The 7,677-nt window shown below is 69.0% G+C and carries 6 protein-coding genes and 1 pseudogene; 5 read left to right on the top strand and 2 right to left on the bottom strand.

Going from position 1 to position 7,677, the window contains the following annotated elements; all coding sequences use genetic code 11:
• On the bottom strand, positions 1-694 hold a 694-nt coding region (locus A612_RS05325), incomplete at its 3' end, for an ABC transporter permease (protein WP_040436154.1).
• Positions 691-1,617 carry a formate dehydrogenase accessory sulfurtransferase FdhD gene (gene fdhD, locus A612_RS05330; RefSeq protein WP_241209518.1) on the bottom strand — a complete coding sequence of 309 codons (927 nt, stop codon included), beginning with the start codon at positions 1,615-1,617 and terminating at the stop codon, positions 691-693. The genes fdhD and A612_RS05325, both read right to left, overlap by 4 nt.
• Before the next feature lie 143 nt (positions 1,618-1,760).
• On the opposite strand from fdhD, the gene fdnG reads away from it, so the two are divergent.
• The 5 genes and pseudogenes from fdnG to A612_RS05360 form a co-directional block, all read left to right on the top strand.
• Positions 1,761-4,829 carry a formate dehydrogenase-N subunit alpha gene (gene fdnG, locus A612_RS05340; protein ID WP_206536111.1) on the top strand — a complete coding sequence of 1,023 codons (3,069 nt, stop codon included), beginning with the start codon at positions 1,761-1,763 and terminating at the stop codon, positions 4,827-4,829.
• A 15-nt stretch (positions 4,830-4,844) separates the two neighbouring features.
• Positions 4,845-5,777, top strand: coding sequence for a formate dehydrogenase subunit beta (fdxH, locus tag A612_RS05345; protein ID WP_019373509.1), 933 nt, complete (start codon positions 4,845-4,847; stop codon positions 5,775-5,777).
• Positions 5,774-6,400, top strand: coding sequence for a formate dehydrogenase subunit gamma (locus A612_RS05350; RefSeq protein WP_019373510.1), 627 nt, complete (start codon positions 5,774-5,776; stop codon positions 6,398-6,400). The genes fdxH and A612_RS05350 overlap by 4 nt, the downstream gene beginning before the upstream one ends.
• A gap of 81 nt (positions 6,401-6,481) precedes the next feature.
• Entirely contained in the window at positions 6,482-7,444 is a 963-nt protein-coding gene (gene fdhE, locus A612_RS05355) for a formate dehydrogenase accessory protein FdhE (protein WP_019373511.1), read from the top strand.
• Positions 7,441-7,677 (top strand): annotated as a pseudogene (locus A612_RS05360) (hypothetical protein); the annotation flags it as partial. The gene fdhE and the pseudogene A612_RS05360, both read left to right, overlap by 4 nt.

Genomic DNA, 7,677 nt, shown 5'->3' on the forward strand with positions numbered 1-7,677 from the left:
GCGCCTCGCCCGCCACCGCGAGGCGCCAGGTGATGCGGCTTGCGGGCTGCACCAGCCCGGTGGCCGGCAGGTCGCGCGCGTTCACCATCACGCGCGGCGCAAAGGTCAGGAAGCCGGCGCCCCGGTCTGGCTCCAGCACGATCACCCGGGTGATCGCCAAGCGCGCATCCCCCAGCAGCAGCGCGTCGCCCACCTGCAGCCCCAGCGCCGCCAGCAGCGGCGCGTCCACCCAGGCCTCGCCCGGCGCCGGCACCGCCCGCGTGGGCTCGCCCGGGGCGTCTGCGCCCCGCGCGACCTGCAGCTGCCCGCGCAGCGGATAGCCCTCCTCGACGCTCTTGAGCGCCACCAGCCGGCTGGCGCCGCCGCGCGCCTCCTCGGCACGGGCCATGGTCGGAAAATTCAGCGTCGTGGCGTGCGCCAGCCCCAGCGCCTCGGCCTGCTCGACGAAGGCCGCAGGCGTCGGGTTGTCGCTGGCGACCAGCAGGTCGCCGCCCAGCAACTGGCGCGCGTCGCGCGCCAGCGCCCCCTGCAGCCGGTCGGAGAAAAAACCCACCGAGGCGAGCGCCGCCACCGCCAGCGTCACCGCCACCATGAGCAGGCGCAGCTCGCCGGCCCGCAGGTCGCGCCACAGCGAGCGCCAGGCCAGGCCCAGCGCCACGGGCGCCGACGGGCCGCCGCGCCCAGGGTCGTTCATACGTAGCGCAGCGCCGTCGGCGGGCGGCACAGCCCCCACAGCTGCATCCCCGCCTCGCGCGCCAATTGCAGCGCCAGGGTCGTCGGCGCGGAAATGGTGGCGAAGGCCGGCACCGACAGGCGCGCGCACTTGCGCACCAGCTCGTAGCTGGTCCGGCTGGTCATGACCACGAAGCCGGGTTTCCCGAGCTGCCCGGCGAGCGCGCGGCGGCCCAGCAGCTTGTCCAGGGCGTTGTGCCGCCCGACGTCTTCCAGCACGTCCTGCAGCTCGCCCGCGGGCGTGGCCCAGCCGGCGGCGTGCAGCGAACCCGCGTGCCGGTTCAGCGTCTGGCGCTCGCCCAGCTCGGCGAAGGGCCGCAGCACGGTGGCCGCGTCCAGCGACCCGACCCACTCCGGCACCTGCATGCGCTCGGGGCGCAGGTCCAGTGCCTGCAGGCTGTCGATGCCGCACACGCCGCAGCCGGTGCGCCCCACCAGCGCGCGGCGGCGCTCCTTCAGGCGCATGAAGTGCCGCGGCGGGATCTCCACCTGCACGGTGCAGCTGGCCTCGGGCGTGCCCGCGCCGTGCGTGGACACCTCCACGTCGCGGCACTCGTGCGCCTGCTCGACGATCCCTTCCGAGAGGGCGAAGCCCACGGCGAACTCCGCCAGGTCCTGCGGCGTGGCCATCATCACGGCGTGCGAGATGCCGTTGAAGACCAGCGCCACCGGCACCTCTGCCGCGATCTGCACGTCCTGCGGGTGCCCGGCCTCCCGCGCGTCGCAGCGCCAGGGCTGCGCCGGCAGGCATTGCAGGGGTTCGATGAAGTCGGGCAAGACGAAGGGGCGAGCGAACTCGATCACGGACATGGGCGGCACGATACCAGCCGCCGCCATGCCGCGCAGCGCGTGCGGGTGCCTCCTCCGAGCGAAGCGCTCGGGCATTGGGCGATGGCTATGATGCCCGCCGCGCGGCGCCCCGCGCCTGCGACTTTTAACGACTAGGTGCTAACCCGTACCGCCTTTTGCAGCTCAAGCGGCGAAAATGGCAGCATACCCATAAGCATATTCCCACAACAGGAGGTCTCATCATGGACATGAACCGCCGGCACTTCTTCCGCGTGAGCGGGGCAGGCCTGGTGGGCTCCAGCCTGGTCGCCATGGGCTTCTCGCCCGCGACCGCGCTGGCCGAGGTGCGCCAGTACAAGCTGGCCGCCACCACCGTCACCCGCCAGACCTGCACCTACTGCTCCGTCGGTTGCGGTCTGCTCATGTACGCGCTCGGCGACAACGCCGCCAACGCACGCCGCTCCATCATCCACGTCGAGGGCGACCCGGACCACCCGGTCAACCGCGGCACGCTCTGCCCCAAGGGCGCCGGGCTGATGGACTTCATCAACAGCCCCAACCGCCTGCTCTACCCCGAGTACCGTGCGCCGGGCAGCAACGAGTGGCAGCGCCTGTCCTGGGACGAGGCGCTCGAGCGCATCGCCAAGCTCCTCAAGGAAGACCGCGACGCCAACTTCCAGGCCACCACGGACGACGGCCTCACGGTCAACCGCTGGCTCTCCACCGGCATGCTGGCTGCGTCCGCCTCCAGCAACGAGGCCGGCTACATCACGCACAAGGTCGCCCGCTCCTGGGGCCTGCTCGCATTCGACAACCAAGCCCGTGTTTGACACGGCCCGACGGTGGCAGGTCTTGCCCCGACGTTTGGCCGTGGAGCGATGACGAACCATTGGGTCGACATCAAGAATGCGGACGTAATTTTGATCATGGGCGGCAACGCCGCCGAAGCACACCCCTGCGGTTTCAAGTGGGTCACCGAAGCGAAGGCGCACAACAAGGCGCACTTCATGGTGGTCGATCCGCGCTTCAACCGCTCGGCCTCGGTCGCCGATTTCTATGCCCCGATCCGTTCGGGCACGGACATCGTGTTCCTGGGCGGGATCATCAATTACCTGCTCAGCAACGACAAGATCCACCACGAGTACGTGCACAACTACACGGACTTCAGCTTCATCGTGCGCGATGACTTCGAGTTCGTGGACGGCATCTTCTCGGGCTACGACGAGGAAAAGCGCACCTACGACAAGAAGTCGTGGGACTACGAGCTGGGCGAAGACGGTTATGTGAAGACCGACCCCACGCTGCAGCACCCGCGCTGCGTGTACCAGCTCATGAAGAAGCACTACGAGAGCTACACGCCCGAGAAGGTGGAGAGCGTCTGCGGCACGCCCAAGGACAAGTTCCTGCACGTGTGCGAGAAGTTCGCATCCACCGCCGTGCCCGGCCGCGCCGCGACCATCATGTACGCGCTGGGCTGGACGCAGCACTCGATCGGCTCACAGATCCTGCGCTGCGCGGCCATGGTGCAGCTGCTGTGCGGCAACATCGGCGTGGCCGGCGGCGGCATGAACGCGCTGCGCGGGCACTCCAACATCCAGGGCCTCACGGACCTGGGACTGCTGTCGGCCAGCTTGCCGGGCTACCTGTCGCTGCCCAACGAGAAGGAGCAGGACTACCAGACCTACATCGCCGCGCGCACGCAAAAGCCGCTGCGCCCGAACCAGATGAGCTACTGGCAGAACTACCCCAAGTTCCATGTCAGCCTCATGAAGTCCTGGTTCGGCGACGCGGCGACGGCCGAGAACGACTGGGCCTTCGAGTACCTGCCCAAGCTGGACAAGCAGTACGACATGCTGCAGATCTTCCAGCTCATGAACGAAGGCAAGGTCAACGGCTACATCGCCCAGGGCTTCAACCCGATCGCGGCGCTGTCCAACAGCCACCGCGTGCGCGACGGTCTGGCCAAGCTCAAGTTCCTGGTCGTCATGGACCCGCTGGCCACCGAAACATCGGAGTTCTGGAAGAACCACGGCGAGTACAACGACATCGACACGGCCAGCGTGCAGACCGAGGTCTTCCGCCTGCCCACCACCTGCTTCGCGGAAGAGGAAGGCGCGGTGGTGAGCTCCTCGCGCGTGCTGCAGTGGCACTGGAAGGCGGCCGAGCCCCCGGGCGAGGCGCGCACCGACGTGGCCATCATGGCGGGGCTGCACCTGCGCATGAAAGCGCTCTACCAGAAGGACGGCGGCGCCTTTCCCGATCCGATCGTGAACCTGGACTGGAAGTACGCCCAGCCCGAGCACCCGACCTCCGAGGAGATCGCCAAGGAGTACAACGGCCGTGCGCTGGTCGATCTGGTCGATCCGAAGGATCCGACCAAGGTCATCCGCGCCGCGGGCCAGCAGGTCGCCGGCTTTGCCGAACTGCGCGACGACGGCACCACGGCCAGCGGCTGCTGGATCTACGCGGGCTGCTGGACGCAGGCGGGCAACCAGATGGCGCGCCGCGACAACTCCGACCCGACGGGCATCGGCAACACGCTGAACTGGGCCTGGGCTTGGCCGGCCAACCGCCGCGTGCTCTACAACCGGGCCTCGGCCGACCTGGAGGGCCGCGCCTTCAACCCCCGGCGCAAGCTGGTGGAATGGAACGGCCGCGCCTGGGTGGGCGCGGACGTGCCGGACACGGGCGTGGGCATCGCCCCCGAGACCGGCAACGGGCCGTTCATCATGAACCCCGAGGGCGTGGCGCGCTTCTTTGCGAGAAAGGGCCTGGCCGAGGGGCCGTTCCCCACGCACTACGAGCCCTTCGACACGCCGCTGGGCATGAACCCGATGTACCCGAACAACCCCAAGGCCACATCCTCGCCGGCCGCGCGGGTGTTCGACAACATCTGGGAAACCTTCGGCAAGGCGCAGGACTACCCGCACGTGGGCACGACCTACCGCCTGACCGAGCATTTCCACTTCTGGACCAAGCATTCGCTGGTCAACGCCATCACCCAGCCCGAGCAGTTCGTCGAGATCGGCGAGGCGCTGGCCAAGGAACTGGGTATCGCGGCTGGAGATCGCGTCAAGGTCAGCTCCAAGCGCGGCCACATCAAGGCCGTGGCGGTGGTGACCAAGCGCATCAAGGCCATGCAGATCGAGGGCAAGACGGTGCACCACGTGGGCATCCCCTTCCACTGGGGCTTCAAGGGCCTGACCAAGCCGGGCTACCTGGCGAACATCCTGACCCCCTTCGTGGGCGACGGCAACACCAACACGCCCGAGTTCAAGACCTTCCTCGTGAAGGTCGAGAAGGCCTGATGGAGGGAATGAAACATGGCACTGCAATCCCTTGACATCAAGCGCCTGTCGGCGACGACCACGCCTGCGCCGCAGGCGCGCGCGCCCCACTCCGGCGAGGTGGCCAAGCTGATCGATGTCTCCAAGTGCATCGGCTGCAAGGCCTGCCAGACCGCCTGCATGGAGTGGAACGACCTGCGCCAGGAACCCGGCGCCACGGCACACGGCACCTACGACAACCCCACGGACCTGACGGCCAATGCGTGGACGGTGATGCGCTTCACCGAGTACGAGAACGAGGCGTCGGGCAACCTGGAGTGGTTGATCAGGAAGGACGGCTGCATGCACTGTGAGGACCCGGGCTGCCTGAAGGCCTGCCCGGCGCCCGGCGCGATCGTGCAGTACACCAACGGCATCGTGGACTTCCACGAGGAGCACTGCATCGGCTGCGGCTACTGCATCACCGGCTGCCCCTTCGACATCCCGCGGATCTCGCAGAAGGACAACAAGGCGTACAAGTGCACCCTGTGTTCCGACCGCGTGGCCGTGGGCCAGGAGCCAGCCTGCGTCAAGACCTGCCCCACCGGGGCGATCGTCTTCGGCACCAAGCAGGCGATGCGCGAGCACGCCGAGGGCCGCATCACCGACCTGAAGGAGCGGGGCTTCCAGAACGCCGGCCTCTACGACCCGGCGGGCGTGGGCGGCACGCACGTCATGTACGTGCTGCACCATGCGGACAAGCCCTCGCTCTACCAGGGCCTGCCGGATGCGCCGCGCATCAGCCCGATGGTCAGCCTGTGGAAGGGCGCCGCCAAGCCCCTGGCCATGGTGGCCCTGGGCGCCGCAGCGCTGGGCAGCCTGTTCCACTTCATCACCAAGGGCCCCAACGAGGTCTCCAAGGAACTGGAGGACGAGATGGAGCGCAAGGACCGTGAGGCACAAGCGGCCGCAGAGGAGAACCAGCCATGAGACGCAATCCACGCGACCTGCAGCGCTACACCGCCGGCGAGCGGCTGAACCACTGGATCGTCGGCATCTGCTTCATCCTGCTGGCGCTCTCGGGCCTGGCCTTCTTCCACCCGGCGTTCTACCCGCTGGTGCAGTTCTTCGGTGGCGGCACCTGGGCGCGCATCCTGCACCCTTACATCGGGGTGGTGATGTTCGTGTTCTTCCTGTACATGGCCCTGCGCTTCGCCTCGCTGAACGTCATCGAGGCGCGCGACCGGGAATGGCTGAAGAACGTGGACAAGATGGTGGACGGCCATTTCCACGACATGCCCGAGCAGGGCAAGTACAACGGCGGCCAGAAGCTCGTCTTCTGGGGCTTCGTGCTGTGCATGCTGGTGCTGATCGTGAGCGGCGTCATGATGTGGCGCGCCTGGCTGACGCTGCCGGTGGACCTGGTGCGCCTGGCGTCGGTGCTGCACGCCATCGCCGCCGCCGTGATGATCGGCATCTTCATCCTGCACGTGTACGCTGCCATCTGGACGCGCGGCACCATCCGCGCCATGCTGTACGGTACCGTCACGCGCGCCTGGGCCAAGCAGCACCACCGCGGCTGGTACCGCAAGGTGACGGGCGACAATAGCTGACCCGTCGCCCCAGCCCGCCATCCCTGCCGCCGGCGGCCCCGTGCTGTCCGGCGGCAGTTTCATTTCCGGAGCCGTCCTTTCATGCAACGCATTCTTCAGCCGGGCGACATCGAAGCCCTGGACCGCACCAGCCTGCCGCGCGTGCGCCTGCCGCAGCCGGCGAGCCTCTTCGCCGAGCGCGCCGCGCGCCTGGCACAGAAGGCCGCGGACAACCCCATCGGGGAATACCTGCACTTCCTGTCGCACCTGGTGCGCGCGCAGCAACATGCCGCTGCCAGCGTGCAGACCGCGCCACCCGACGCCCAGGCCATAGCACTGGCGCAAGAGCATTCCATGCCGCTGCTGCCCGCCGCCAACCATGTGGACCCGGCCTGGCAGGGCGTGCTCGACCAGCTGCTGGAGGCTGTGGCTGATGCGCCCGGGCTGCCCGAGCCGCTGCGGCCGGTGCTCGATCGCCTGCGCCGGCTGGACGGCGAGGCGCGCAACACCCTGGCGCGGCGCGTGCTCGTCGGCCTGCTGAGCGAGGCCGAGGACCTGGCGGCCGCGCCCTTCGTCATGGCGGCGCTGCAGGTGGTGTTCGCCGACCGCGCCAGCCGCCTGCAGGAGGGCGACATCCCCTACACCGACCCGGCCGGCATCTGCCCGGTGTGCGGCAGCGCGCCGGTGGCGAGCGTGCTGCGCATCGGCGGCAAGGAGGCGGGCCTGCGCTTCCTGCACTGCGGCGTCTGCGCCACCGAGTGGCACATGGTGCGCGTCAAGTGCAGCCACTGCGAATCGACCAAGGGCGTGCGCTACCAGGGCATGGAGCAGCTCGAGCCGGGCGCCGCCCAGGCCGACCAGGTGGTGCTGGCCGAGACCTGCGACGGCTGCCACACCTACCGCAAGCTCGTCAACCAAGAAAAGGATCCCCTGGCCGAACCGCTGGCGGACGATCTGGCGACCCTGCTGTTGGACCTGCTGATGGGCGAGACGGACTACGCGCGCGCCAGCATGAACCCGCTGCTGCCCATGACCGAGGCGGACGCGCCGGGCGTCGGCGCATGAGCGTCTCCGGCGAGCGCCCCGCCGTCCGGCTACCGAGCGTGGACCAAGTGCTGTCCACGCCGGCGGCGCGCCGGCTGAGCGCCGAGCACGGCGCGAGCGGCACCACCGCCGCGGTGCGCGCCGCCATCGAGGCGCTGCGGCCGGAATTCCTGGCCGGCACGCTCGGGCCCGAGGCCGCCAGCCCCGAGGCGATCGCCCGGCAGGCCGGTCAGCGGCTCGCGCAGCGCCTGGAG

This window comes from Melaminivora alkalimesophila (genome assembly GCF_000282995.1).
GTDB classification, from domain to species: Bacteria; Pseudomonadota; Gammaproteobacteria; order Burkholderiales; family Burkholderiaceae_C; genus Melaminivora; species Melaminivora alkalimesophila.

Coding starts and splice junctions, on each gene's coding strand:
- fdhD (WP_241209518.1), bottom strand. CDS start 1,617: ATGCCCGAGCGCTTCGCTCGGAGGAGGCACCCGCACGCGCTGCGCGGC.
- fdxH (WP_019373509.1), top strand. CDS start 4,845: ATGGCACTGCAATCCCTTGACATCAAGCGCCTGTCGGCGACGACCACG.
- A612_RS05350 (WP_019373510.1), top strand. CDS start 5,774: ATGAGACGCAATCCACGCGACCTGCAGCGCTACACCGCCGGCGAGCGG.
- fdhE (WP_019373511.1), top strand. CDS start 6,482: ATGCAACGCATTCTTCAGCCGGGCGACATCGAAGCCCTGGACCGCACC.